Below are 26,514 nucleotides of genomic sequence, written 5' to 3'. Positions count from 1 at the left end.
AGACATGCAATTCATATCCACAGAAACTAAACTTAATATATACTATATGAATATCTAAAATCATCAATAGTAGTTCTATAATATTGTGTTTCTCCTACTTCATGACTAAATTCAAATACAGCTGGAATACCAATAGAAGCACTAGTATCTTTTGTAACTGTTAAAACTATATTACATCCACCCCAAACTGTTACTCCTGTTTTGTCTTCAGATACTGTTGCATTACTTGTTTCTCTTTCTATTTTAAATGTACCACTTGAAGCTTCTCTCCAATATGTATCAACTATTTTTGTAACATTTCTATAATTATATTCACTATAATATTCAAATTCACAGTATAATCTAGCTACAATAGAACCAAATACTTTATCATTGTAAACAACTTTAACAAAAAAATCACCTTGACTTGATACCATATTAATATCATTAGATTCTTTCAAGCTATTTGCTCTAGTTTTTAACTCATCTGGGAATTGTTCTATTATACTTTGAGGTAACTTGTCCAAAGGTTGAATATATTCTCCATGTATGTCTAATATTTCACCTGTATGCTTGTCTTTTATTATTGCTCTTATTTCAATTTCATTTTTTTCATACTCTACTATTATGTCGTTTTCATTATAAGGTACATTAACAAATACATCCCCTAATTTAATTTTTGTACTATTGTTTTCATCAGCAAAAACATTAATTGTCATAGAGGATACTAGTATTAATATTACTAATACAAAAGATAATATTTTTTTCATTTTTTTTACTCCTTTTTATGCTTTTTTTTATTATAATATATTTTAATAGATTTTTTTGTCGAAATTTGTGTTTTTTTTTTTTTATTATTTTTATAAATTTATGTTATAATATATTGATAACTTAAAATTATCAATATTAGATAATAAATATAAAATAATTTTTATTTAATTAAATTGTATTATATTTGTTAAATTTTTAGAGGGGAATTTAATTATGAAAAAAAAAATAACGCTTATTATTATTGCTATTTTTTTAGTAACAAGTTTAATGATTTTATTTAACTTAAATAAAAATAAACAAATCTTACAAATTAGTGTAAATAGCAGAATAGGAGTAATTTCTATAAAAAACAAAGAAACTATAAAAAATATTAATAATATAATCTCCAACATAAAATATACTAATGAAAAATTAATATCTAATTTAAGTACCTATAATGAAAATTTTCTATGTAAAATTAGACTAGAAAATAATAAAAATATAGTATATAATATAGTGTTTTTTTGTGATACTAAAAATGATGTACTTATTATTCATAATGCAGATAGCAAATTAAAATATGGTTATTTAGATTCTACTTATAAAAATAAATTATTAGATTTATTAAAAGAAAATGAAATATCAATAAAAAATTCCATTGATTAAACCTGCTATTTTTTTTAACTTCAATTTTAATGATATTAATAGATTCAGGTGATATCATGCCATCTCTTGACAATATTCAAAAACAAGTTTTAAACAATCCTTTTCATATCTTTAGTATTTTTAAAGCTGGAAATGTTACACTAAAAGTTCCTTTTTCATCAGATATAATTAGACATGGATAATTTACTTTTTTCTTCATTTTTTAATATCTCCTTTACTTAAATTTAATTATGTAAACGATAATTATAAATAATATTGGTGTAATAAATAGATTTATGTATGTGAGTATGTCAATAAACTTGTTTCTTCTTAAAAACGATTTATGGCGATTTTTAACATCACCTTTTATTTCTTCTACTATTTGTCATAATTTTCAGTTTCATTTGTTATTTGCCTGGATAAATTTTTTATAAAAATATATTAAAGCGTCTTGCCCTCCCATGAGGAGAAAAAGAAATTTAATCTAAGCATTATGAGTTTTTGGCAATAGGTTAATATATTTTATAAGTAAATGTACCCTTTGTCAAGGACAATTTTAAAAAGCCTAGGCGCAATTAAGAAGATGATTTCTTTATTCAACAGGAGTCATCTTTATTTGTCTAGCACCTTTTTTACGATTATTAAAATTAAGTGCAGCTATTACATTATTATATTTCTAAATCTCTTTCATCTTGATACAACAGTTAGAAATAGATGCTCTTGAAAAATAATTATAATAACCAGAACGCGAAACTCCTGACAATTTACATAAGTAACTAATCTTATTTTTAATTTATACTTTTCTACAATATATTTAATTTCAGTAAATTTTTCATAAACTAATAACAACAAAAAAAAGATAGCATTCTAAGAAATGCTACCTTTTTTTCAAATTTTTAATTTTTATATTTATTTACACATATATTTAGCTGTTCTAACTAATTGTGATGTATAAGACATTTCATTATCATACCATGAAATAATTTTAACCATTTGTTTTCCTTCTACTTCAATTAAGTTTGTTGACAATGCGTCTACTATTCCACCAAAATGGCTTCCTATAACATCGCTTGATACTATTGGGTCTTCTGTATATCCTAATGTTTCATTTGCTGCATTTTTAAATGCTTTGTTTATTTCTTCAACTGTTACATTTTTCTTTAATTCAACTACTAAATCTACTACTGAACCAGTAACTGTTGGAACTCTTAGAGCCATACCATCCAATTTACCTTTCAATTCAGGTAATACCAATCCTACAGCTACAGCAGCTCCTGTTGATGTTGGTACAATGTTAGTAGCAGCTGAACGTCCACGTCTTGCATTAATACCTTTTTTATGTGAGTTATCAAGCAAATTTTGGTCTTTTGTATATGCATGAACTGTTGTCATAAATCCTTTTACAATACCAAAATTATCATTTAATACTTTAGCAACCGGTGCTAAACAATTAGTTGTACAACTTGCTCCAGAAACGATTTTATCATCATTTGTTAAAACATTTTGATTAACATTATATACAACAGTTTTCAAATCACCTTTGCCTGGTGCAGAAATTACAACTTTTTTAGCTCCAGCAGTGATATGTTTTTCTGCGTCTTCTTTTTTTATGAATTTTCCTGTACATTCTAATACTATATCTATATCTAATGCTTTCCAAGGACAGTTTAAAGGGTCACTTTCAGCATAAACTTTTATTTCTTTTCCATCAACTAGTATAGCATTTTCTGTATTAGTTATTTTATCAGTTTTAAAACTTCCTTGTGCAGAATCATATTTAAGTAAATATGATAATGTATCTGCTCCTGAGTGTGTATTTATTGCAACAACATCAAAATCGTTAGAATCTAACATTAATCTGCATGCAAGTCTTCCTATTCTTCCAAATCCATTTATTGCTACTTTAATCATAATATCCTCCTAATAAACACAAATAAGTAGTATGTAATATATAGCTATATTTCTTTTATATTATAGCATATATTTTAATTTATGCAACATATTTTATTAATTAAAAAGATATTATGCTTTAATAATATAGTTTATCAAAAAAAAGACCGCATTATATGCAGTCATATTAATTTATCTTGGAATTACTCATTTAAACTAATTTTTTGTGTACCCTAAATTACTTACTTTATTATTGAACATTAAAATAGCCCTTTGCCTTGTCAGTACAAGAATTTATTCAATTCTTACACCAACTATTGACAAAGAGCCATAAAGAACACAATTTTAGTCGAATATTATCTAAACTGTGTTTTTCTATATTAATTTTTATTAAAATCTTCTTCTCATAGAGGATGCTGGAATTCTCATTTCATCTCTGTATTTAGCTACTGTACGTCTCGATATATTTATACCTTTGTTCTCTAATATATCAGCAATTTTTTGATCACTCAATGGCTTAGAGGTATTTTCATTATCTATAAGCTCTTTAATTTGTGATTTCACGCTGAGTGATGAAACACCATCTCCACCGTTATCATCTTTAACACTACTTGAAAAGAAATATTTAAGCTCAAATATTCCTCTTGGAGTTTGAACATATTTTCCATTAGTTGCACGGCTTACTGTTGATTCGTGAACTGATATATCTTCTGCTACATCTTTCAAAACTAATGGTCTTAGTGCCTCAATACCAAATTCAAAGAAATCTTTCTGAAATTCAAGTATTGATTTTACAACTTTGTATAGTGTCAATCGTCTTTGCTCAATGCTCCTAATTAGCCACAATGATGAATTAAGCTTATCTGTCAAAAACTTGTTAGCTTCTTTATCATTTATATCTGCAGCCATTTGCTTATAATAACCGCTTATAGAAAGCATCGGAAAATTAGAATCATTAACGATAATGATATATTCTCCATTAATTTTTTCTATTGTTACATCAGGTACTATGTACCTAATATTGTCACTATCAACTATAAAACCTCTTGCAGGTTTTGGTTCAAGCATTTTTATGATATCACATATACTTTGTACTCTTTGCACTGGTATTTGCAATTCTTTAGAAATTTTTTGCATCTTATTAAAAGCTATATCATCTAAATATCTATCAACTATAATATATGCATTTCTGTCTTGAATTCCTTTTTCTTTAAGCTGTATCATAAGACATTCACTTAAATTTCTTGCACCTACTCCAACAGGATCAAATGATTGTAAAAGATGTAAAACCTTTTCTACATCTACTGCATTTTCTCCTATTTGAAAACTAATATCCTGTATAGTAGAAGATAAATATCCCTTATTATCTAAAGATTCTATCAAAAACTCACCGATTTTTCTTTCTTTGTTATTAGTCACACTTAACCCTAATTGAAACATCAGATGTTCTTTTAGTGATATTTTTTTTGATACATAACTATCAAACGATTGCCTATTATCTTTATCATTATTGTAATTATTAGACTTATAGCTTATATCATCGTATTTTTCTATAACTTCTTTCCAATCTATTTCATTCTTAGAATCATCCTTATAAGATTCTAAGTTCTCATTATCCTCTTTATTTGTCTCCTTTTTTTTATCATCTACTTCTAAAAAAGGATTAGATTCTAATTCATTGTTAATATATTCCATAAGTTCTACATTATTAAATTGTAATACTTGTATTGCCTGTCTAAGCTCTGGTGTCATTATTAACTTCTGTGTTTGTGATAAATTTAATTCAAATCCCATCTTCATGGTTATATCTCCATTATAAAAGTTTTTCTTATGCATTAATTATACCAAAATTCATGATAAAAAGCAAAAGAATTTCACTACTAGGTTGCTAACCTATATAATAGTACCAAATATTAATGTTATATTTCAAAAAATAAAAACATCCTAAACAAATTAATGCTTAGGATGTCTTTATACTTCACGACACAATAGTAATTAAACTACTTAAATATTTAATCATATTTAATTTTATTCAGCTTGGTCTTTTGAAACATAGCCAGCTTGGATTAATAGGTCTACTGCTTTTTTGTGATTAGCATCACTCATTAAAACGACTGGTCCTGTACAACCCATTCCGCTTTCAGCATATATTCCATTTTTCCATAAAACTTTTACTGCATCTTCCAAATCCATGATTTCGATACCAGGTATTTGTGCAGTAACAACTTCTTTTGCTGGTGCTTTTACATCTTCATCAGAAGCATCGTCTTTTTTTACTGGCTTTAAGCTTTTTAATATTTCTTTTAAACCTGCTTTTTTTGCTTTAGCAAATTCTTCTTTAGCAATATTAAGTAAGTTTCCTTTTACAAGTTGTGCTGCATATTTGATTGCACCTTCTACAACTGGTTCTCCAGAAGCTCTTGAAATAATCATTATAATTTTATCAAAGCCTTCACCGATTCCAGGTCCATAACCATATCCTAATGATTCATATGAACCACCAGTAGTATATGCTGAGAACAATTTCATCATCAAGTTGCCTGTTAAAGAGTCAAGTACCATAACATCTGCAGATGCCATAAGTAAATCATTACCTCTCATAACTGCACCACCGTCAGCTCTTTTTGATTCTGAAAATGTTATATCATATCCATTTTCTTGTAATTTTTTAAGTGCTATTTCAACTTGTCTTGCTCCATCAATGTTTAAAATACCAACTGTTGGGTTTTTGATACCACAAGCTTTAGCTGTGATTATACCATAGATAGTATTTTTAATCATTCCTTCAATTCTATCAGTTGAAGAAGTTCCAGTAGTTGTTGCTAAGAACATTTCTTTACCAGTTCCAGGTGTTATTACTCTACCTACTGTAGAAACACCTATAGGGAATGGGTAATGCATTGTTACTGCAGCATCAATTTCCTTATTATCTAAAAGCTGTTCCATTTTTTTGTGAGATTGGTCTTCATTTGTAATCTCTGCTAAATTCAAACCTTCAGCAGCTTTTGTTCCTATAACTGTAACATCTATATTATTTTTTATAGCTTTTAAAGCACCATTAATTGCATTATCTTCTCCATGTTCGCTTCCCATAGAAGTAATACCAATATTCGGTTTTTTGCCATAAGAACCAGTTTCAAGTGTATCAGCTAACTCTGAAAACACTTTACCTATAATTTTATTTAATTGTAATTCAGACATTTTTTCCACTCCTATTCTGCTAAAAGATTTGAAGCGAAGTTTTTAAGTGCATTAGCAATTAATCCTTTGATTTGCTCTTCTGACACTGTTTGCTCTGGAGTATTTCCTTTATTAGTTTCAATTAAGAATGATACACCATCAAATAAGTTAGTCATTCTACCTAAGAATAAACTACCTTTTCCGATAATCATTGCTCTTTTTGTAGTTCCAGCTAATATTTCATCTCTACAGAATCCTAAATAAGGAACTCCTGATGGAATATGACCTTGAGTTGGAGCCCAACCAGGCATACCATGTTTTGCTCCGAAAGTAGCAACTTCAGCTCTTTGTAATTCGCCTCTTTTTACTGCTAATGCAGCAATCATTTTATAGTTAGCTGCTGGAACATCTCCTGCTCCTGCTGGCTTAGTTATATCAGGGTTTTGCATTTCTGCAGAATATTTATCTACATCTGTTATTTTAAGTTCTGCTCTATCCAATGCATCAGTAACTAATGCTGTTATAACAGCTTGTGGTGATGAACCAGTACCACATACGTGTTTACCTAATACAGTTGTAATAATTTCAGGACTAATTCCATCATTTTCACTAACAAGTATTGCAAATCCACCTAAACAATCTTCTAATATAGGAAGACCTTTTTTAATGTGATCTTTACCGTTCATACCTAATTTCGCAGTACATCCACCAGCACTTACAACAACATTTTTAAATGTTCCTGAAGCTACCAATGAAGCAGCATGAATTAAAGCATGAGCAGGACCAGCACAGAATCCTCTTACGTCAGAACCAGTAGCATTTACAAAGCCAGCAACTTCAGCACAAGCTTTTGCAAAGTTTCCGCCACCTCTTTGGTTCATATCTCCACAAGCTTCTTCGCAACAGTCTATAACGTAATCAATATCTTCTTTGTTAACATCATTTTTAGCAGTTAAGTTTAATAATGATAAAACTGCTGATGCTTTTGATACTAAGTTTTCAAACATAATATGAGCTGATAAGTTTTCATCAATATCATGTGCTCTTTTTACACAACCAACAACTTTTCCTTCATGTATAAATGATTCTGAGTGTTCATCATTTATAAACGACATAATTGTTTCTAATTCTTCGCCTTCTTTGATTTTGTCAGCTAAATCTTTTAGTAATGGATGCGCTAAGAATGTTTCTTTACATTTTGCAGCAAAGTTTTTCTCTAATTTTATTAGGTCAAATACGTCGCAAACTTGCATTAAGCCTATAAATTCATCTTGAGGCATTATTTCGCCGAATTTACCATCTCTTGTAGCACCCTCGATTTTTTTATCCACCCAAGGAGCTTCGATTTTAGCTAAATCTTGAGGTGTGATATTTCCTATATAAGTTTGATTTGGTGGATATGCAACCACTTCTTCAAAGCTTCTTAAATGTTTTGGTAATTGTTGTAAATAATCTGAAGTTGGATTTACTCTTCTTTCAGTTGTTTGAGTTGTTCCATGATGTAAAACCATATCTGGAGTATGAACTAATACATATCCAGTAGCTTTTAAAACACTATTCATTATTTCCTCCTGAATTGTTCATTGTTACTTTTGTAACTAAATTTAAATTTTAAAAAAGGTGATATTAATCACCTTTTTTAATATATTAACTTATTAGTTGAATTTACAGAATTGTTCTCTTACAGATGACATTTCAGATACTATATCATCTACATCTAATACCATTTCCATCATACTAATTTGCTCTTCGTAAATAGCTTCATTTACTTCAGCTTTCATTTCTGGTTCACAGATGTGATAAGTTCTTAATCCTAATTGAACATTTGTTAATGGGCCTGCAAAAGTAGGATCTCCATTAGTTACAGTTTCAGCTGCAAGACCTGCTGCTTCACCTTCTGATGCTCCTAGTAAAACTACTGTGTTTTCAGCACCATATTTTTCTGTTAATTCTTTTACTCTTTTTTGATTTTCCAAATCCATTGCGCCAGCAGCAGTTCAGACAAAACATTCAGTTGAAGAGAATACTACTTCTCCTCCTGCTGATTTAACACATTCTTCGATAGCTGGTCCTGGAATACCATCTCTATCGCCTATTATGATAACTTTTTTACCATTTAATATGCTCATTGTAATCCTCCTATTTAATTAATTAATTTATTTATTTGCTGTTTATTAATCTTTAATTATAATTTTTAAAATATATTATTAAATATATTTTTTAATCATTGCTTCTACATTTTCTGGTGTAGCATCTTCTTTAATTAATTCTTCTACTTTTTCACCATTTTTGTAGATTGCTATAACTGGTAAACCTAATATTCTTTGTCCTATAGCAAGTCTTCTTGCTTTAGTTGTGTTTAATTGAGTGAATTTTAATTTATCACCATATTGATCAGCGAAAGCGTGAACATGTGGCATTAATGCAGCACAAGGAACACATCCGTCACCAAAGAAATCAACTAGAACGTATCCTTCAGCTTTTAAAACTTCTGCTTCAAACGTACTTTTATCTAATTCTAACATTTTCATTTCCTCCAATTACATATTTTCAATATATTTTTCTGCTTGTGTTGCTGCAATAGCCCCATCAGCAGCTGCTGTAACAACCTGTCTTAAACTTTTAACTCTAACATCTCCAGCGGCAAAAACTCCTGGTACATTAGTTTTCATGTTTTCATCTGTTACGATATATCCGTTTTGCAATTCTATTTTATCAACAAATATGTCAGTTTTTGGTAAGTATCCAATAAATCCGAATAAACCAAATGTTCCATCTTCATCGTCAGCTTTAATTGTTGTTAGCTCACCTGTTTTTTTGTTTTTAACTATCATAGTATCAAGTATACCGTCTCCGCTAACTTCTTCTACAACAGAATCCCACATAAAGTTTAATTTTTCGTTTTTAAATGCTTTTTCTTGTATTGATTTAGCTGCTCTTAACTCATCTCTTCTGTGAATAACAGTTACTTTTCTAGCAAATTTAGTTAAGTACATAGCTTCTTCAACAGCAGTGTCTCCACCACCTACAACATAAACTTCAAAATCTTCGAAGAAAGAAGCATCACATGTAGCACAGAATGATATTCCTTTACCAACGAAATCTTTCTCATTTTTACATCCTATTGGTCTTGCTGATGCACCAGTTGCAATGATTACAGATTTTGCTCTATATTCACCTTTTTTACCAACTAATACTTTTTCAGCTCCTTCTAGTTTAGCTTCAACTATTTCATCATATACTTTTTCAGTTCCGAAATGTTCAGCTTGTTTAGACATTCTGTCTATTAAGGTAGGTCCAGACTCACCTTCTAAACATCCTGGGTAGTTTTCTACTTCAGAAGTCATAGCGATTTGTCCACCATCTTTTGCTCTTTCTAACATTAATACACTTAATCTTGATCTACCAGCGTATAATGATGCTGAAAGGCCTGCAGGTCCTCCACCTATAACAATTACATCGTATAATTTACTCATAGCTGCCTCCTTTTTATTAATACTTGACTATTTTTCGAATACAGTTTGCTTATCTACTTCAGTTGTTAAAGCTTTAAGAGCTTTATCAACTATTCCTCTTCTGATTTCTTTCTCTTCATCCATAGTTAATGCAGGATTTCCAAGTGGGTGAGGAATAGCTATAGCAGGAACTATTCTGTTAGCTCCAACTGTTAATGATATTGGCACTACTGTACAAATATGAACTACTGGGATACCAGCTCTTTCAATTTCTTTTACCATTGTTGCACCGCAACGTGTACAAGTACCTCATGTAGAAGTCAAGATAACTGCATCTACTCCGTCAGCTTTTAATTCTTCTGAAAATTCAGTAGCAAAAGCTTTTGAACTAGCAACTGCTGTTCCATTACCTGTTGTAGTATAGAAATATTTGTGTAACGAACCAATTTTGCCAGCTTTTTCATATTCTCTTAAAATATCTACTGGTAAAACTCTATCAGAATCTTCATTAGCATATACTGGATCATATCCACCATGAGCTGTTTCATGAGTTGCTTCTGTTAAATCATCAAATCCAGAAATATCGTATTTACCATATTTTGAAGCACTTGAAGATTCAATGTGATCTGGGTTTCCTTTTGGAACGATACCACCAGAAGTTACTAAAGCAATTTTTGCTTTTGTAATATCTTTTATTGCTTTGTTAGGTTCTACTCTGTCAAAGTTTGGCATTGGGAATTCTGTAACAAATTCTTTTCCTGCTAATTTTTTAAGAAGCATATTTACAGCTCTTTTTGATCCTCTTTCATTTTCAAAGAAGTTAACTCTTACACCATTAGGCATATATCCTTCTTCAGCAGAAGAACCAATTTTTTCTCCTCTAGCTAATTTTAATGCTAAAGGAGCCATTTTCTTAACAGCACCTCTCATACCAGCTGCACTGTTTTTAGTCTCAACAATGTAAACTTTAGTTTTGAACATATCAGCGCCTGGATTTTCTTTGTACATACCAGTTAAAACTGGAATATTTAATTCACTTTGAACTGCTTCTGCTATAGTAGCACAAGCAACTCCGTATCTACCAGCATTAAATGCAGGTCCAGCAATGAATAAATCAGGTTTTATAGATTTAACCATTTCTAATACTTCAGCCTTAGCTGAATCTAAATTTTCATTGAAGTATGAGTCTCCACATACTATAGTATTTACTATTTCTGCTTCACCATTAAATGCAGTGTTAAATGCAATACCAGGTCCTACAATTCCTTCTCTTAATTCTGGCTTAATTCCAGCCATTTCTTCTCCACCAATTTGTGCGAAGAATTGATTTATATATTGAACAACTTTTATCATTTCTTATTCTCCTCCTTCCTATCTAGCACTTAATTTATTGAAGCCTAATTCATTAGTAGCTCCTGTTATAACTTGAAGTTCAGCTACAATTGAGCCATCTTCTTTTAATGAATGTTCATTACCACCTGCTATTGTAGTTACAACGTCAATGTTTCCAATTACTTTGTCCATAGGAGCTAAAGTAATAACTTGGTTAGCATTTCCTCCAGTAACAACAGCATTTGCACTAACGTGAGCATCAGCAAGTGATTGTGATTTTCCATCTTGTCCAGCGTATTCATCTGTTATAATAACAGTTTTAATACCTTTTTCTTCAATTTTTTTACAGTTCATTATTAAGTCTGTATCAGGATTTCCAAAACCTTCTTGTGAAATAATAGCTCCGTCTAATCCTAAGAATTCAGCAAATTTAGCTGTGAAGTTTGAAGATCTTTCTTTATCAGCTAAGTAAACATTTTCGTTTGTAATAATTGTACCAACAAAGTTAATAGTTTTTCCATGTTGTTCAAATAAATCTTGAACTACTGGGTTATTCAAGTGATGATATGTTGTGTTTTTATCACAAGCAGATACGCAGTTTCCACTTACAATTGCTCCATCCATTGTTTCAGTTGGATAAATCAAAGTAGTTAATGATTGTTTAGCATCAACACCATATACATATGTATCATGTAATAAGCCTTGAGATTGTAACATTTGTACGTAAGCAACTCTTGGTAATTCAGGGTATTGTTTCATACCTTCTGATACTGATAAAGTTTCATAAACTTTAACTTCATCAGGAGTTACAGTTTTACCTAAATCTCCTAAGTATAAAGCAGCTTTGTATCCAGCAAATCTAACAGCTTTTTCATGGTCATGTTGTTTTAAACCATCAATTGGTTCGCAAACTACTACTAAGTTGTTTAATTTAGAGAATGGTGTGTATTCAGCACCTACTCCTGACATGTCTATGATACCTTCTTGGAACCCAACTATTTTACCAGTAGTAACAACTGCTGATCCTTTTAATACGTTAGTTTTTCCTGAACCTACTGTATCAACTTTTGCCATCATTCCTGGGAATATTCCACCAGGTCCTTCAACCTTTGTTCTTGGCTCAATTACGTCTTTAACTGGTGTAATACGAATGCTTTCACCAGGTCTTGCTATTTCAAAGTCAACTGATTTAATATTCTTATCTTCTAAGATTATGTTTTTTAATTCTTCTTTATTAACATATATAACACCATTCTCTAATTTAGTAACATCAGAAAATTGCATGTCATTAATATGAATTAAACCTAATTCTAACTTCAAAAAAGTCACCTCCAAATAATTTTGTTATTTTTTTTATTATTATCTATGCGAGTATAAACTCATATTGAATATTATACCCTATCTAACGCGCTTTTAAGCACAGTTAAATCAATTAATTTAAAATCTTCAACGATACGCTCTGTATACTCAATATTATACTTAATTTTGTTAAATTTATCACATGTTTGAACTGCATTTTCTATAATTAATAAAGAATCCATATCCAGTGTTCCACTTTCATCTGATATAACAATTGATTTAAATAATGATTCGTTTGGCTTAACACTACTAGATAAAGGATGTGTAAGCAGCTTGTAACCTGCATGTATACGGTCTCTAACCTTAACCATTACTTCTTTTATTGAGCATTCATACAACTCAACATTATATGTATCTTTGTATTCAGTGTAAACAGTATCATTGTTTGTAATTATTATAAAGCCCATAACTATATCACCTTCAAATTTATTATAATTAACTATAATACTATTTTTTTGCACAAAAATAGCATAGAGTTTAAGCCCCCTATGCTCTGTTATTAACCTGAGAGATTCTTCTTTTGCAAGAGTTGCTCCTTCGGTGCTATGCTTTCCAGAGTATTGTCCAGTTACGGTCCTTTTGCCTGAGATCATCATTATATATATTGGCTTTATATAACTTATTCCTTCGGCGCTCACTATGAGTCTCTCCCGCAACTTTCATTCAATCTTATTAATTACAAATTCATTATATAAAAGTTTTTCATATAAAGCAAGCATTTTTTTCAATATTTTTTATTAATTATTACCAAATCCTTCAATCATTGTAATTGCAATGTTCGAAGCGTGGTCTCCTATACGTTCTAGATTGTTAATTACGTCCAAGAAAATAATTCCAGCACTAGGTTCACATACTCTATCATTTAGCCTTTGTATATGATTTTTTCTTAATGCTTTAAAAGAAGCATCTATTTTATGGTCATTAGTTATAACTTGATTTCCAATTTCTTTATCTGCACTTTTGATAACGTTTATAGAATTTTTATATACATCAAGTGTTAATCTAATAAGTTGCTCTAATTCTTTTCTTGCATAATCTGAATAAGACACATTATTTTCATACATATATATTGCAAGCTCTGCTATATTATCTGCATGGTCTCCTACTCTCTCAATATCATTAAGTATATTAAATAACTTTGCCACCTTATCTTCTTCTTCATAATTTAGAGAGACTTTGTCTACTTTAACTACATAATTCAATATTGTACTATTTAATAAATTAACTTGTCTTTCAATTTCAAATACTTTTTTTGCAATATTTTCATCTCTATTAATTAATGCCTCAATTGAGTATTCTAATTGTTTTGTTACTATTTTTCCAAGTCTTAATGTTTCTCTACTAGCTTGAGCTAATGCAACTGATGGTGTAGCAAGTAATCTTGTATCTATATATTTAATATTGTCATCAATTATATCATCATCGCCTTTAACTAAGAATGTTGCTGCCTTAACAATTAAATTGGAAAATGGAAATAATATAACTACATTAATGATATTAAACAATATATGGGCTACAGCTATTTGAATTTTTATATCTGTCTTAACTAGATTAACAACCAATAAAGATACTGGCTTAGCCAAAAATATTAGGAAAATAGCTGTTCCGATAACATTAAATAATAAGTGCATAACTGAAGCTCTTTTAGCTACTTTATTTGCACCAATACTTGACAATAATGCTGTAACACATGTACCTATGTTTTGTCCAAAAAGAATTGGAAAAGCCATATCTATAGTAATGCAGCCACTTGCTGCAACAGCTATTAAAAGACCTGTTGTTGCACTACTACTTTGCAATAAAGCAGTTATCGCAAAGCCAGCAAAAATTCCAAGTACCGGATTTTCTAAATTTGATAGAACATCTATGAAAACTGGTGAATTTTTTAATGGATTTACTGCATTTTTCATTAGATCCATACCTAAAAACAAAATACCAAAGCCAATGATTATTTGTGCTGCATCTTTAACTTTCTTTTTCTTTGTTGCGATGTATACGAAAACACCTATGCCTATAAATAATGGTGCTAATTTATCAATACTTAACGATACTAAAAATCCAGTAACCGTCGTACCAATATTTGCACCCATTATAATTCCTATAGCTTGTTGCAAATTCATTAAGCCCGCATTAACAAAACCTACTGTCATAACGGTAGTAGCACTACTACTCTGAATTACCATTGTTACAAGAGTTCCAACTAATAAACCTAGAAATTTATTTTTTGTTAGTACTGCTAAAATATTTTTCATTTTTTCGCCAGCAGCCTTTTGTAACCCATCCCCCATATAATTCATACCAAATAAAAACAACCCTAATCCGCCTATAAGACTAATTACTATATCCATACTTCCTCCATTATACTAAATTAAATTTGGAAATCTAATTTGTCTAAGTGCTTCGAATAACACAATGTTTACTGAATTAGCTAAATTCAATGATCTCGCATGTTCATTATCAATCATAGGTATTTTAATCCTATTTTCATGATACATATCATGCAAATTGTCTGGGAGACCTTTTGTTTCCTTACCAAAAATTATATAACATTCATCTTCATACTTTGCTTCTGTATAAAACTTTGTTGCATGTGTAGTAGATAAAAAAATCTTCTTTTTACTATGCTTACTTAAAAAATCTTCAAGATCCTCATAGTATGTAATATCTACCAAACTCCAATAATCTAAACCTGCTCTTTTTAAATACTTGTCACTTACAGAAAATCCAAGTGGTTTAATTAGATGTAGTTTACTACCTGTTGCTGCACATGTTCTCGCTATATTACCAGTATTTTGTGGAATCTCTGGTTCAAACATTACAATATTTATTGACAATTATAAACACCTCATTATATTTTTATCATGGTGATTATATCATTATTTCTCAACAATATAAAGGCTTTTTTTACAAAAATTATTCCCTTTTTTTGAAATAATATGCCCTTCAAGTTTTAAAAGTTCAATTTTCTCACTACATATTCCTGCACCCACAGATATGGTTTTATTTTTATTAATAACTCTATGGCATGGAACGATTATATCAAAATTATTTTTGTTTATTGCTTGAATAACCAATTTATTTGTTATACTATCCCCTAATTGAGATACTAAATCATCATATGTTATAAGCTTTCCAAAAGGTATGTCCATAATTTTAGACCATACATTTTTATTAGTATCAGTTCCTAAAAATTTTATGGGCAAATCAATGTTTTGACACTTTCCCAATAAAAAATTTTCTAAAATTAATCCATAATCACTTCTAAATCTATTGTGTACAACTTTTGTATAGTACCTTTTCAAAAAACAATTATAATTTATTATCGACGAATCATTTGCAAAAAATTTTGCTTGTATAACAAAGTCTTTAGTATAAGCAAGAAAAATTTTGTACTTCTTTATTAAAATATATTCATAATATACAGTAGCCATAATTACTCCTTTATTTTTACCAAGAACAATTTTATTTAGATTTAATCATCTGTACTGTAATTGCATATTTTTTTCAATATACATATATCGCATTTTGGATTTCTTGAGCTGCAAATTTTTCTTCCATGAGTTATAAATAAATGATGCGCATTTATCCAATATTTTTTAGGCAACTTTTTCATCATATCATCTGACACCTTATCAACTGTATTTGATTTTGAAAGTCCTAATCTTTTTGTTACTCTATAGACATGAGTATCAACTGGGAAAGTAGGTATTTTAAACGCCTCTGCTAAAACTACGGATGCAGTTTTTCTGCCAACTCCTGAAAGTATTATAAGTTCTTCCATAGTTTTTGGTACTTCACCATCATATAATGCTATTAATTCTTTACATAACTTATATATACTTTTTGATTTATTTTTATATAATCCAATTTTTCTTATCTTTTCTTCTAACTCTTCAATTGATAATTTAGAAAGTGAATCTAGGTCTGGACACTCTTTATATAAATCTTTAGTTAAATTATTTACACTTTTATCTGTTGACTGACCACTCAAAATAGTTGAAATCAAAAGTTGAAATGGGGTATCATATAATAACTCACATTTAGCATTTGGATACTCTTCACTTAACATTAAATAAACATTGGTAGCTCTATTCATTTTTCACCTCCAAAAGTTTTCTGTACTCATTTTGTACTATTTCGTTTTCATATTTAATTCTCTTAAATATCAAATCTTTTGCTTTATCTCTATCTATTTCTAATAATGCCCATGATGCATATAGTTTAATCATATCATTATCATATTTTAGCTCTTCACTTATAATATCGAACATTTCATATAATTTCATATTTGCACTAGCGATGATAGCATTTCTTTTCCAAATATTTTTTCCTCGCCAACTACCTGCTAAATGCCCATATTTTATTTTGAACTCTTTATTAGAAATATAAAATAATTCTTTTAATTCAACAAGTAACTCTTCATAATTGCATTGTGTATCTAAATCTAGTATGTGTTTATTTTTAGGGCAATAATATTGGCAAATGTCACAACCATATATTTGATGACCTAACGCTTTTCTATATTTGATTTCTATATAGTCCTTTGTTTGGGTTAAATAAGATACACATCTTTTTGTATTTATAGTTCCATCTGGTTGTATTGCATGGTTTGGGCATTTTATTCTGCAAATATTACAACTTCCGCAACTATCGTTCACCTTGTTTTCATCCTGTGAAATATCTAAATCTGTTAAAATATATCCTAAAAAAACAAAAGAACCATACCTACTATTGATAAGCATGCTATTATTTCCAATATATCCTAATCCTGAATTTTTACATATTGCTCTATCGACAAGAGGAGTAGTATCTACGCATATAGTATAATTAAATGACTTTATTTCTTTTATTTTTTCAGCTAACTCATTTAACTTTTCTTTTACTATCCTGTGATAATCAATTCCAAAAGAAGAAACACTTAAATTTCCCATATTCGATTTATTAGGAATTTTGTAGCCTTGTGCATATGGAAAGGCAACACAAATAATACTCCTACAACCAACAAAATAATCTTTTATATTAAGTCTTTTATCAATATTATTCTCTTCAAATTCACAAGAAAAATTATTGCTTATCCTTTTTTCTAAAACAGGTCTAAGGTAGTCCAAATTCAATGTGTTAGTAAATCCTATTTCATCTATACCTATATTTTTTGCTATCTCTAATATTTTATCTTTCATCTTATACCTTTTAATAAATTAACTTTTTATATGTGTTTTTCATTTTATCAAATAATAACATATTTTTTTCTGTTATGATACCTTTAATTGCAATGTACCCTATTGCTAAATAAATAATGCTATGTGATTTATATAAACACCACAACGCAATTAACATAAATATAAGATTAATAATTATATTAAATATACACACATATTTTTTCTTTAAAAAGATCTCCAATATTGTTTTTAAAATATTTCCACCATCCAATGGAACTACAGGTATCAAATTAATCACTGCTAACAGCATATTAACCTCTAATATGCTTACCAATTGATATTTATATGCAAACAAAGCAATAAATACATTTGTTAATGGACCTGAGAAAAACAATAACATCTTTTTTTTATATGATAAATCATTAGTATTAATCTGCATATTAACACCATATAAACCTAACTTAAAGCAAACTACTCTAGCTCCTATGAAATGTGCAGTTATAAAATGCCCTATCTCATGCAATATAAAAGATATATATATAATTAATAAATATTTAAGCTTCAATTTTATTCATATAGCTTAAATAATTTAGTAGGATTAATTGATTCACCATTTTCCCATATTTCAAGATGTAGTTGTTTGTCTTTTTCATCTAATTTTCCTACTAATTGACCTATTTCAATATTATCTCCTTTATTGACAAAGACTTCTTCTAGTTTGCTATAAATTATAGTTTTACCATCTTTTTTTATAATAATATAATTGAACATATTATCATTTTCACCAACAGAAAGAACACTGCCATCTGATATTGATTTCACAGATGCCAAGTTTGATATTATATCTATGCCATGATTATATTCGGAATTGTTTACAGAGTTATCAATACCATAGTTTTTTGTTATTTTGCCACTAACCGGTGCTGCATATTCTTTACTTTGAAATACACTTGTAGATATCCTTTGCCCAATATTGGTAAAATTTGATTTGATATTAGTAAAAATATTTTTGTAGTCTATAGTTTCAACTATTTTCTCTTTTGCTAGATTGGTATATTTTATTGTATATATGTTATTCAGTTGTTTTGTGATAACAACTGCTATAACTAAAACAATGCTTAATACAATTTGTATGACAAGTTTTTTATTAATATTTTCTTTTCTTTTAATATTTATTTTTTTATTAAATACTTTGCTCAATTAAAGACACCCCTTTTTTATTATTGTATTAAAATGTTACAAGCTTTATTACTATAATATTAAAGGGGTAACTAAATTTTATTGTATATATTTATTAATTTATTATTTTATAATTATCATTAACAATCTTAAATCTATCCTTCAAACCTTTTGTTAAATAAATAGTTTTATCTTTTTTTATAAACAACGCTTCAACTCCATCTAAGCTCTCAATTAGTTCAATACCTTTTTCATATCCTAAGATAAAAGTTTTAGTTGAAAGTATATCAGCATTTAATCCATTATTTGTTACTATTGAAACTGACGTCAAATCACTGTTTGCTGGATAACCCGTCTTTGGATTAATAATATGATGATATCTTTTCCCGTCAACTTCAAAATATCTTTCATAATCACCAGATGTAACAATAGACGTGTTAGAAACATTTAATATACCCAGGAAACTAGCTTCATTTGCAAATGGATCTATTATACCAATATTAAAATTTGAACCATCAACTTTTGAACCTATTATATCTACATTGCCACCTAAATTAATGATGGCATTTTTAACGCCTTTCCCTATTAAGTATTCTTTTACTTGGTCTGCTATATAACCTTTGGCTGCTGCTCCAAAATCTATAAACATTCCTTTATTTACATAAACCATGTTATTATCTTCATCTATTTGAATTAAATTAGAATTAACTAATTTTAATAATTCATTGATTCTTTTCACATCTGGCAATGATTTTGTTTCACTGCTTTTTTTCCATAATTCTATAACGGGTCCAAGTGTGATATCATAATCATTAGATGTTAATTTGTAATAATCCATAGATCTTTTTATTACATTCATAGTATGATCTGTAACTTTTGTTCCTTGAATACCTGCGTTTAGCCGAATGTTATATAAATCGCTTCCTTCTTTATGAACACTTAATATATTTTCTAACTCACTAATTTTATTTAGAGCACCACTAATAATTTCTTGATCATCTTGACCATAAATGGTTATAGTAACTAATGTATCAAGCATAAAAGCATCTCTTGAAATTGATAAATCCTTACCCATTATACTACATGATGTAGTAATAGACAAAATCAAGATAAATATAGTAGCACTAAATATTCTTTTTTTAACCATATATCCACCTTTTATAAAGTTATAAAACCTTTTGTGCTAACTCCTTTATACAGTTAGAAAGTTTATCTTTTCTTTCATTTAATAAATATGCTGTTTTAAAATTATCATACTTATGCTTATAAGGAACTATAGTCAATAAAGGTTGTGGGAACACTTTAGTATAATCCTTTACTTTTAATTTTTTGCTAGTTTTTGCACCACTTTTATCAAATTTATTAATTATAATGTATTTATTAATAATTTTGTATTCATTTGATATCAAAAAATCATTATTTATTTCTCTTATTGAAGAAAAATCATTATTATTCATTATTAAAATAGAATTTATTAATTTTAAATCAATACTTACACATGCTGAAATAGATGAAGTTTCAACAATAATATAATCATATGTTTTTGATAGTGTGTTTAACAAATCAGCAAATTTAAGTGAATCTGTTTCAATTTTTTTATTTTTAAGTCTTGGTGCAGGTAATAAATCAACTCTTTCGCTTATTTGCTTCAAGCTTTGTTCAAGAGTACATACTTTTTCTAATGCATCTTTTAAATCATAAATAATCTCTTCTTCAAAACCCAAATAATCAGCAATACTTTTATTTTTGTTAGTATATTCAACAATAACTACTTTTTTTTCGTTTTCTGCAATTGAAATAGCAAGTTTGACACTAAATAGACTTTTTCCAATATTATCTTTTTCAGAAGTTACCAGTATTTTTTTATTCATAATCAAACACCTTTACTATAAAATTTTTATAAAATTATTCTTTAGTTGGTCTTTCTAGTTTACCATTTAACACTAAATATTCTCCTATTACATCTCTTACAATTGGTGCTGGATAGAGTCCTGATCCTCCTTGAAATATAACACATGCTACTGCTATTTGTGCATCTTCATATGGTCCATATGCTACATACCAAGCAAAATCATCATATTCTTCTCCAGTTTCAGGATTAATTCCATCTTTTTGTGCAGTACCTGTTTTTACTGCGCATTGAACAGGAAACGATCTAAAAACTGAGCTGTCATTTGCAACTAACTTCATGCCTTCTTTTACTATATCTAAATACGAATAATCACTTAATTCTACTCTTTCAGAAACTCTTTCACCTAAATATGTCAATTTAGATTTATCATAAGACAAAATCTTATCAATGACACTCACATTATGCTTATATCCGCCATTTGCAATTGTTGCAACATAATTCGCCATTTGAATAGGTGTATAAGCATTACTACCCTGACCAATTGAAAGGTTTAGACTATCACCACTATTCCACGCAGCTTGGTTGATATAAGTATATTTTAAAATATCTACAATTGGAATGTTATCACCATACGTTTTTTCAGGATTAATATTTAGTTTATCAAGCTTTTCATATACTTCACCTCTTGTAAGTACATTTTCTGCATTAATCCAACTAACAATTTCTTCAATAACATTTTTCAATTCATCATCATCCATATCATAGTCATCTATTACATAGTTCTTCAGTTTATCTTCTAAGAAAAACCTAAGATACATTCTTATAGTTGATTTTTTACTATCTAAGTTTGGTACTCCTCCAGAGTACTCTTTAGGTATATCAATTTCTATTCCAGTTGGGTCATTTAGACCAAATTTTACTGCCATATTTGTTACATCTTCAAAATCAAGCTTTATACTATGCTTTTGACCTGTTGCAGGATTTTCACCAAGCATTGTTGTGAAAAAATAAAAGTTACATGAATTTTTTATTGCTTGATAAATATCTTGATTACCATGTGCACCACGTCTAAGATTATAAATCCAACAACCAAAATTTCTACCTCCGACTTCCATAACACCTGCACAGTATATTTTTTCATTTGGATTAACGCCTTTTTCAAGTGCTGCAAGAGCTGTAATCATTTTAAAAGTAGAACCGGGTTGTATTGCCGTTAATAATGCTGTATTATAAAGTGGTCTTGGTGAAAGTGGATCTTTCGAGTCATTTTGCAAGCTGTTCCAGTCTTCAGAGGATATACCTGTTGCAAACATATTTAAATCATATGAAGGATAATTTGCAAGTGCTAATACCTCTCCTGTTTTTACATCCAATGCTACCAAAGAGGCTGATGTTGCATTCTTGTAAGCATCAGAAAATTTATACTTTCCCCACTCACTTTCATACGTTCCACCAACTTGCAAAGTTTTAAGCCCTTTTTCTAATGCTTCTTGAGCCTTAGCTTGAAGCCTTGCATCTATAGTCAAATATACATCATCACCAGGACGGGGTGCTAATTCATCAACTGATTCAATTGTATTGCCCGTAGAATTAACCGCAACTGTTTTTTTGCCTTTTAAACCACATAAATAGCTTTCAAACTTTTCTTCTATACCCGTTTTTCCTATGATATCATCTAAGCTATATCCTTGATTTTCGATATACTCTTCAATTTCATATTCTTGAGAAATTTTGCCTAAATACCCCAAAACATGAGCCGCCAAACTTTTCTCAGGATAGTATCTTATTGGCTCTATTTCAATATTTACACCTTCAAGCTCATAATTTCTTTCTGAAATCATTGCTACCGATTTCTCTGAAATATTATAACAAATATCAATTGGGTAATAAGACAAATAACCTTGTTTATTATATCTATCCTTAACAACTAAAATATTTCTAACATCATAGTTGCTCATTTCTTCATCTAATTTTAAATCTTTTTTTAGAATTTTAAATATTTCTTCGACACTTTTGTTTTTATCAGATTTTCCTAAATTATTAGAAATCCAATTATATTTATCTCTGATAGGTGAATATTTCCACGAAGCTATTGATATATTAGGATTAATTTCTCTATTTAAAAGTTCAATCTGCGCATACGGAGCAACATCAATACTCGTAATAACATTATCAACAATTGTATTTTCCTTCAAGGACAAGATTTTAATTAAATGGTATGCAGAAACAGTGCTTTCTAAGTTTAAATCTTTAATATATTTATCTTTGTCAAAATCCTCAATATATTCATATTCAGCAATACCATTTTCGACTTTTATTTGAACAGGTAAGTCACTATATGTTTCTTTAAGCTTATTTAGCAATAATTCTGCTGGAACCACTTGTTTATCTTCTCCATATGCAGAACTAAATAAGTAATCAAAAACCTCAAGTTTTGTTAAATAAATGAAATCTTCTTTTGCAGTTGTTTCATTTGTAATACCATCATATTTTTCAATTAAATTGCTTTTTATTGTTTTGTATTTTCTATCATAAATGAACGAAAATGGTACTAACTTAATGCTATCTATCAAACCCTTACTATTTAACATATTATATGTTATTTTTCTAATTCTTGAATTAGAAAGTAAATTCAACATAAATCTATTATCTCTTGATATAATATCATGAACTAATTCATCGCATGTTAAATTTTCTGAATAATTATTGTCAACTAGCCATTTTTTTATACCTTCATCATCTAATGTATATAAAAACATATCATTTTCTAATTTAATAGGCAACAATTTCATTTCTTTATTCAACAAAATAGATACTTTTTCTTTTATACTTAAGGTAATATTGTCAATATCTACTTTAGCATTTATCCATTCATTAAATAGATTGTTATCTCTTATAATACTTATAACACTTTCTGTTTCAGATTGTGTAACACCATCTTCTTCATTTACAAATTCAAAAGTATCTAATAAAATAGGAAACTCATCTATCAAAGACTCACCATTTTCCTCTAAAATCTTAGTTAAAGCAAAAGCAGTGTCTATAAAATTACCACTCCTAACTTTATTTTTATATATTTGAACTGTAAAGCTAGTAAGATTATCTGCTAAAACAACACCATTTCTATCGTAAATTTTACCTCTTGGTGCCTTTATTGGAATATCCTTTATTTTCTTTACATCTGCAACTTCTCTATATTTTTCACCTTCAACAACAGTTAATGTAGCAAGTTTAAACGAAAGAATAGTTATAATTACTATCACCACTATGTACAAAATATTATATCTGTTCTTGAAAAATTTTAATATACCTATATCACTCACCCCTATAAAAATCGTCAAATAATTTTATCTTAAATAAGTTAAATAACAATTCAAGTAATTTATATAATAAAATACAAAACAATGTGTTTAACACAATTTGCAAAATTATTTTATTAAATATCAAGGCAACACTTGACGCATTCACCTTTAAAAAGAATAATGCTATGAATGTCAACAGATGATAAAAAACTGTTGCTATAGCTGTTATTAATGCAAATAACATTTTATTTTCTCTATTAACATCTTCACTAAGACTACCTAACGATACTCCTACTATAAAATAAATTAGTGCATTTATACCTATTACATCCATAATTAACACATCATATAAAAGTCCTGTAATTAAACCAATAAGTCCTCCAGTTATATCATCTGTTGATAAAGAAAAAATGACAACCAAAATTAAAGCTATATTGGGTATTACATCAAATATCTTCAAAAAATTATATAAAGATACTTGTAAAATGAGATTAATAAATACTATTAAAAACATATACATTCTTTTCATATTATCACCTATCAATTTTAAGTACAAATACCTTATAAATATTTTTAAACTCAATTATTGGTTTAACATATATTTTCTTTGATGAAGCATCTGTTGTGTCAATAACCTTACTTATTTTGCCAATAAATATATCTTTTAAATATACATTACCTATACCGGACGTAAACAACTCATCTCCTACATTTGCTGTAGCTTTATTATCTAGAAAATATCCTGAGATTTTACCATCGGTATTTCCAGTTATTATACCACTTTCATTATTCTCAATGTTCTTAAAGCTTACCTTGCAGTTTTCATCAATTATTGTTATAACTTTTGCAAAATTATGTCCAACTTCAGAAATTACACCAACAAGTCCTATTTGAACAATTCCTTCTTCTGTTTCAATCGCTTGTATAACAATATCATTTTTTTTGACACCATCATCTCTACCTTGATCAATAGTAAATCTAGAAAACCAATTAGAATCATCTTTTGCAATAACTTGACCTACAACATAATCATACTTTAAACTATTTCTAAGCTTATACTCTGCTTCAAGAACATTAGAAGTGTTTACAATGTTTTTCAAAATTCTATTATCTTCCTTCAATTTGTATAACATTTCCTTTAACACTTCATTTTCCTTATTTATCTTTGAAATATCTTGCACTGATTTAAAAGCATTTTTAACTGTTTGTCCGATATTATATACTGTTTTTTGCAAAAAAGAAACAGAGCTACCAACAGCATTTTCAGCACTGTTGATATCTTTGTTTGGATTAGCTGTTATTCCAATTAAAATAATTAATCCTAAAATTACTAAAACAATAACAAATTTTTTAATACTTCGTTGTGAAATCTTCATAACTTCTCCCAATCACTAATTACATATCTTCACAAATTTTACCTGCTCCTAAAGCAACACATTCCAAAGGACTCTCAGCTACTCTAACAATTAATCCTGTTTCTTTTTGCATAAATAAATCTAAGCCTTTTATAAGTGCACCACCACCTGTTAAATAAATACCATTACAATAAATATCAGATGATAATTCAGGAGGTGTTCTCTCTAAGCAGCGTTTAACACCACTCACTATATTGTTTATAGTTTCAGACATTGATTCTCTGATTTCCTCTGCAGTTAGTTCAATAGTTCTTGGAAGACCGGTAACCATATCTATACCTGTAGTATTAATAGTTGTAATCTTTTCAGAATTATCTATACCTTCAATATTAGTAGTATAATATTCTTCACAAGCATTTCCAAGTTTAGTTTTTATAATTTCAGCAGATTTAATACCAATATCTAATTTATACTTTCTTTTAACATACTCTTTAACTTCAATGTCAATTTTATCTCCAGCTAATCTTAAAGAATCACTTACAACAATTCCTCCAAGTGAAATAACTGCAATTTCAGTAGTTCCGCCACCTATATCGACTACCATATTTCCTATAGCTGCTGCAACATCAATTCCCGCACCTATAGCCGCCGCTTTTGGTTCTTCAACTAACTGTATGACTCTTGCTCCAGCATTTTGTGCAATATCTTCAACAGCTTTTCTTTCTATTGATGTAACACCAACTGGAACACATATACATATTTTCGGTCTAGCAAATTTATTGTTATTTAGTGCTTTATCAATAAAATATTTTATTAAAACTTTTGCAACATTAAAATCAGCAATAACTCCATCTCTTAATGGTCTTATTGTCTCTATATTGTAAGGTGTTTTACCTTGCATTTCCTTAGCATCCATACCTATTGCTTTTACTTCATTGTTATTCGTATTAATTGCCACAACTGACGGTTCATTTATTATGACACCTTTTTTATTAACATATACCAGTGTGTTTGATGTACCTAAATCAATACCTATATTATTTCCTGCAAAACTCATTTTTTCCTCCTGTAAAATCA

The 26,514-nt window shown here is 28.8% G+C and carries 25 protein-coding genes, 1 pseudogene and 1 riboswitch; of the genes and pseudogenes, 1 reads left to right on the top strand and 25 read right to left on the bottom strand.

Going from position 1 to position 26,514, the window contains the following annotated elements; genetic code table 11:
* Positions 1 to 32: 32 nt before the first annotated feature.
* Complete coding sequence (locus JYG23_RS01850) at positions 33 to 749, bottom strand: hypothetical protein (protein ID WP_207236759.1); 717 nt, start codon at positions 747 to 749, stop codon at positions 33 to 35.
* Positions 750 to 963: 214 nt separating this feature from the next.
* On the opposite strand from JYG23_RS01850, the gene JYG23_RS01845 reads away from it, so the two are divergent.
* Positions 964 to 1,395, top strand: coding sequence for a hypothetical protein (locus tag JYG23_RS01845; RefSeq protein WP_207236758.1), 432 nt, complete (start codon positions 964 to 966; stop codon positions 1,393 to 1,395).
* Positions 1,396 to 1,978: 583 nt separating this feature from the next.
* Here JYG23_RS01845 and JYG23_RS14740 read toward each other — a convergent pair.
* From JYG23_RS14740 to JYG23_RS01730, 24 genes and pseudogenes are all read right to left on the bottom strand, one after another.
* A pseudogene (locus JYG23_RS14740) lies at positions 1,979 to 2,220 on the bottom strand (IS3 family transposase); the annotation flags it as partial.
* A 63-nt stretch (positions 2,221 to 2,283) separates the two neighbouring features.
* Positions 2,284 to 3,285, bottom strand: coding sequence for a type I glyceraldehyde-3-phosphate dehydrogenase (gap, locus tag JYG23_RS01840; protein WP_207236757.1), 1,002 nt, complete (start codon positions 3,283 to 3,285; stop codon positions 2,284 to 2,286).
* A gap of 369 nt (positions 3,286 to 3,654) precedes the next feature.
* Positions 3,655 to 5,100: an RNA polymerase factor sigma-54 gene (gene rpoN / locus JYG23_RS01835; RefSeq protein ID WP_242631612.1), complete on the bottom strand. Its 1,446-nt coding sequence runs from the start codon at positions 5,098 to 5,100 to the stop codon at positions 3,655 to 3,657.
* Positions 5,101 to 5,292: 192 nt separating this feature from the next.
* On the bottom strand, positions 5,293 to 6,465 hold the full coding sequence (grdD, locus tag JYG23_RS01830; protein ID WP_207236756.1) for a glycine/sarcosine/betaine reductase complex component C subunit alpha: 1,173 nt from the start codon (positions 6,463 to 6,465) through the stop codon (positions 5,293 to 5,295).
* An 11-nt stretch (positions 6,466 to 6,476) separates the two neighbouring features.
* On the bottom strand, positions 6,477 to 8,006 hold the full coding sequence (grdC, locus tag JYG23_RS01825; protein ID WP_207236755.1) for a glycine/sarcosine/betaine reductase complex component C subunit beta: 1,530 nt from the start codon (positions 8,004 to 8,006) through the stop codon (positions 6,477 to 6,479).
* Between the two features lie 93 nt (positions 8,007 to 8,099).
* Positions 8,100 to 8,573, bottom strand: coding sequence for a glycine/sarcosine/betaine reductase complex selenoprotein A (grdA, locus tag JYG23_RS01820; protein WP_207236754.1), 474 nt, complete (start codon positions 8,571 to 8,573; stop codon positions 8,100 to 8,102).
* A gap of 78 nt (positions 8,574 to 8,651) precedes the next feature.
* On the bottom strand, positions 8,652 to 8,969 hold the full coding sequence (locus tag JYG23_RS01815; protein WP_207236753.1) for a co-chaperone YbbN: 318 nt from the start codon (positions 8,967 to 8,969) through the stop codon (positions 8,652 to 8,654).
* Between the two features lie 15 nt (positions 8,970 to 8,984).
* Positions 8,985 to 9,920: a thioredoxin-disulfide reductase gene (trxB, locus tag JYG23_RS01810; RefSeq protein WP_207236752.1), complete on the bottom strand. Its 936-nt coding sequence runs from the start codon at positions 9,918 to 9,920 to the stop codon at positions 8,985 to 8,987.
* Positions 9,921 to 9,947: 27 nt separating this feature from the next.
* Positions 9,948 to 11,252, bottom strand: a complete 1,305-nt coding sequence (gene grdB / locus JYG23_RS01805) for a glycine reductase complex selenoprotein B (protein ID WP_207236751.1) — start codon at positions 11,250 to 11,252, stop codon at positions 9,948 to 9,950.
* Between the two features lie 18 nt (positions 11,253 to 11,270).
* Positions 11,271 to 12,551: a glycine/sarcosine/betaine reductase component B subunit gene (locus JYG23_RS01800; protein WP_207236750.1), complete on the bottom strand. Its 1,281-nt coding sequence runs from the start codon at positions 12,549 to 12,551 to the stop codon at positions 11,271 to 11,273.
* A gap of 71 nt (positions 12,552 to 12,622) precedes the next feature.
* On the bottom strand, positions 12,623 to 13,186 hold the full coding sequence (locus JYG23_RS14735) for a GrdX family protein (protein WP_242631611.1): 564 nt from the start codon (positions 13,184 to 13,186) through the stop codon (positions 12,623 to 12,625).
* Positions 13,152 to 13,253: riboswitch (glycine riboswitch) on the bottom strand. It overlaps the preceding gene by 35 nt.
* Before the next feature lie 74 nt (positions 13,254 to 13,327).
* Complete coding sequence (locus JYG23_RS01790) at positions 13,328 to 14,938, bottom strand: Na/Pi cotransporter family protein (RefSeq protein WP_207236749.1); 1,611 nt, start codon at positions 14,936 to 14,938, stop codon at positions 13,328 to 13,330.
* A gap of 15 nt (positions 14,939 to 14,953) precedes the next feature.
* Positions 14,954 to 15,424: a tRNA (uridine(34)/cytosine(34)/5-carboxymethylaminomethyluridine(34)-2'-O)-methyltransferase TrmL gene (trmL, locus tag JYG23_RS01785; RefSeq protein ID WP_207236748.1), complete on the bottom strand. Its 471-nt coding sequence runs from the start codon at positions 15,422 to 15,424 to the stop codon at positions 14,954 to 14,956.
* A gap of 42 nt (positions 15,425 to 15,466) precedes the next feature.
* The gene (locus tag JYG23_RS01780) at positions 15,467 to 16,021 is read right to left on the bottom strand and encodes a methylated-DNA--[protein]-cysteine S-methyltransferase (protein ID WP_207236747.1); all 555 of its coding nucleotides are present in this window, start codon (positions 16,019 to 16,021) and stop codon (positions 15,467 to 15,469) included.
* Between the two features lie 41 nt (positions 16,022 to 16,062).
* Positions 16,063 to 16,686, bottom strand: a complete 624-nt coding sequence (gene nth, locus JYG23_RS01775; protein ID WP_207236746.1) for an endonuclease III — start codon at positions 16,684 to 16,686, stop codon at positions 16,063 to 16,065.
* A complete protein-coding gene (gene queG / locus JYG23_RS01770) occupies positions 16,679 to 17,770 on the bottom strand; it encodes a tRNA epoxyqueuosine(34) reductase QueG (protein ID WP_207236745.1) in 1,092 nt (363 codons plus the stop codon). Before queG ends, nth begins: the two co-directional genes overlap by 8 nt.
* A 10-nt stretch (positions 17,771 to 17,780) precedes the next feature.
* Positions 17,781 to 18,314, bottom strand: a complete 534-nt coding sequence (locus JYG23_RS01765) for a M50 family metallopeptidase (RefSeq protein ID WP_207236744.1) — start codon at positions 18,312 to 18,314, stop codon at positions 17,781 to 17,783.
* A gap of 2 nt (positions 18,315 to 18,316) precedes the next feature.
* On the bottom strand, positions 18,317 to 18,949 hold the full coding sequence (locus JYG23_RS01760; RefSeq protein WP_207236743.1) for a M23 family metallopeptidase: 633 nt from the start codon (positions 18,947 to 18,949) through the stop codon (positions 18,317 to 18,319).
* Between the two features lie 94 nt (positions 18,950 to 19,043).
* Complete coding sequence (locus JYG23_RS01755) at positions 19,044 to 20,075, bottom strand: FAD:protein FMN transferase (protein ID WP_207236742.1); 1,032 nt, start codon at positions 20,073 to 20,075, stop codon at positions 19,044 to 19,046.
* A 19-nt stretch (positions 20,076 to 20,094) separates the two neighbouring features.
* Positions 20,095 to 20,799: an AAA family ATPase gene (locus JYG23_RS01750; protein WP_207236741.1), complete on the bottom strand. Its 705-nt coding sequence runs from the start codon at positions 20,797 to 20,799 to the stop codon at positions 20,095 to 20,097.
* A gap of 34 nt (positions 20,800 to 20,833) precedes the next feature.
* Positions 20,834 to 24,043 (bottom strand): penicillin-binding transpeptidase domain-containing protein, encoded by a 3,210-nt coding sequence (locus tag JYG23_RS01745; protein ID WP_207236740.1) that lies wholly within the window; start codon positions 24,041 to 24,043, stop codon positions 20,834 to 20,836.
* Between the two features lie 52 nt (positions 24,044 to 24,095).
* Positions 24,096 to 24,611, bottom strand: a complete 516-nt coding sequence (mreD, locus tag JYG23_RS01740) for a rod shape-determining protein MreD (protein WP_207236739.1) — start codon at positions 24,609 to 24,611, stop codon at positions 24,096 to 24,098.
* 4 nt (positions 24,612 to 24,615) lie between these two features.
* Entirely contained in the window at positions 24,616 to 25,458 is an 843-nt protein-coding gene (gene mreC, locus JYG23_RS01735; RefSeq protein ID WP_207236738.1) for a rod shape-determining protein MreC, read from the bottom strand.
* 19 nt (positions 25,459 to 25,477) lie between these two features.
* The gene (locus JYG23_RS01730) at positions 25,478 to 26,494 is read right to left on the bottom strand and encodes a rod shape-determining protein (protein WP_305848856.1); all 1,017 of its coding nucleotides are present in this window, start codon (positions 26,492 to 26,494) and stop codon (positions 25,478 to 25,480) included.
* Positions 26,495 to 26,514: the final 20 nt, after the last annotated feature.

Origin of the sequence: Sedimentibacter sp. zth1 (assembly GCF_017352195.1) — a bacterium.
In the GTDB taxonomy this organism is placed as follows: Bacteria; Bacillota; Clostridia; order Tissierellales; family Sedimentibacteraceae; genus UBA1535.
This window is presented reverse-complemented; position numbering and strand designations above follow the sequence as displayed.

Coding starts and splice junctions, on each gene's coding strand:
- JYG23_RS01850 (WP_207236759.1), bottom strand. CDS start 749: ATGAAAAAAATATTATCTTTTGTATTAGTAATATTAATACTAGTATCC.
- JYG23_RS01845 (WP_207236758.1), top strand. CDS start 964: ATGAAAAAAAAAATAACGCTTATTATTATTGCTATTTTTTTAGTAACA.
- gap (WP_207236757.1), bottom strand. CDS start 3,285: ATGATTAAAGTAGCAATAAATGGATTTGGAAGAATAGGAAGACTTGCA.
- rpoN (WP_242631612.1), bottom strand. CDS start 5,100: ATGCATAAGAAAAACTTTTATAATGGAGATATAACCATGAAGATGGGA.
- grdD (WP_207236756.1), bottom strand. CDS start 6,465: ATGTCTGAATTACAATTAAATAAAATTATAGGTAAAGTGTTTTCAGAG.
- grdC (WP_207236755.1), bottom strand. CDS start 8,006: ATGAATAGTGTTTTAAAAGCTACTGGATATGTATTAGTTCATACTCCA.
- JYG23_RS01815 (WP_207236753.1), bottom strand. CDS start 8,969: ATGTTAGAATTAGATAAAAGTACGTTTGAAGCAGAAGTTTTAAAAGCT.
- trxB (WP_207236752.1), bottom strand. CDS start 9,920: ATGAGTAAATTATACGATGTAATTGTTATAGGTGGAGGACCTGCAGGC.
- JYG23_RS14735 (WP_242631611.1), bottom strand. CDS start 13,186: ATGATGATCTCAGGCAAAAGGACCGTAACTGGACAATACTCTGGAAAG.
- JYG23_RS01790 (WP_207236749.1), bottom strand. CDS start 14,938: ATGGATATAGTAATTAGTCTTATAGGCGGATTAGGGTTGTTTTTATTT.
- JYG23_RS01780 (WP_207236747.1), bottom strand. CDS start 16,021: ATGGCTACTGTATATTATGAATATATTTTAATAAAGAAGTACAAAATT.
- nth (WP_207236746.1), bottom strand. CDS start 16,686: ATGAATAGAGCTACCAATGTTTATTTAATGTTAAGTGAAGAGTATCCA.
- queG (WP_207236745.1), bottom strand. CDS start 17,770: ATGAAAGATAAAATATTAGAGATAGCAAAAAATATAGGTATAGATGAA.
- JYG23_RS01755 (WP_207236742.1), bottom strand. CDS start 20,075: ATGGTTAAAAAAAGAATATTTAGTGCTACTATATTTATCTTGATTTTG.
- JYG23_RS01750 (WP_207236741.1), bottom strand. CDS start 20,799: ATGAATAAAAAAATACTGGTAACTTCTGAAAAAGATAATATTGGAAAA.
- mreD (WP_207236739.1), bottom strand. CDS start 24,611: ATGAAAAGAATGTATATGTTTTTAATAGTATTTATTAATCTCATTTTA.
- mreC (WP_207236738.1), bottom strand. CDS start 25,458: ATGAAGATTTCACAACGAAGTATTAAAAAATTTGTTATTGTTTTAGTA.
- JYG23_RS01730 (WP_305848856.1), bottom strand. CDS start 26,494: ATGAGTTTTGCAGGAAATAATATAGGTATTGATTTAGGTACATCAAAC.